This is a genomic window from Burkholderia sp. GW821-FHT14F03, from assembly GCF_058803765.1.
This window is the reverse complement of record NZ_JBXAPG010000158.1, coordinates 1-570: the sequence shown is the minus strand read 5'-3', so window position 1 is coordinate 570 and position 570 is coordinate 1. Positions and strand designations below refer to the sequence as shown.

The 570-nt window shown below is 67.0% G+C and carries 1 protein-coding gene; it reads left to right on the top strand.

Going from position 1 to position 570, the window contains the following annotated elements; translation table 11 throughout:
- Positions 1 to 13 precede the first annotated feature (13 nt).
- Positions 14 to 570, top strand: a 557-nt coding sequence (locus tag AC1RQF_RS33495) for a contractile injection system protein, VgrG/Pvc8 family (RefSeq protein WP_492874434.1), incomplete at its 3' end; no start/stop codon positions are given.

Below are 570 nucleotides of genomic sequence, written 5' to 3'. Positions count from 1 at the left end.
CATTCACGGCGCCGTGTCCTCCTTCGTTCAGGGCGACACCGGTTTCCGGCGCACGCGCTACTCCGCCGTGGTCGAGCCGCGCCTCGCTCGCCTGAAGCTCAGCTCCGACTGGCGCATCTTCCAGGGCCTCACCGTCCCGCAAATCACCGAAGCCGTTCTCAAGGCTCACGGTCTCACCCAGGACTACGAGCAGCGCAACACCACCGAGCACCAGGCCCGCGAGTACTGCGTGCAGGCCGGCGACACCGACTACCACTTCATCGAACGCATCATGCGCGAGGAAGGCTTTTTCTATTCCTTCCGCCACAGCGCCGAGGGCCACCAGCTCGTCCACAGCGACCGCCTGTTCATCCACGGCCGCGTGGGCGACGAACCGGTGCAGTACAATCCCACGCCCGGCGGCGACCAGCCGCAGCCCGCGCTGCGCCGCTTCGCCTATACCGAGAACGTGCGCACCGCGCGCCAGACCCAGCGCGACTACACCTTCCACCATCCCCGCTACAGTCACCAGCACAGCCGTGACGGCGTCGACCTCGAGCATCAGGGCCGCCGCTACGAGCGCTACGACTA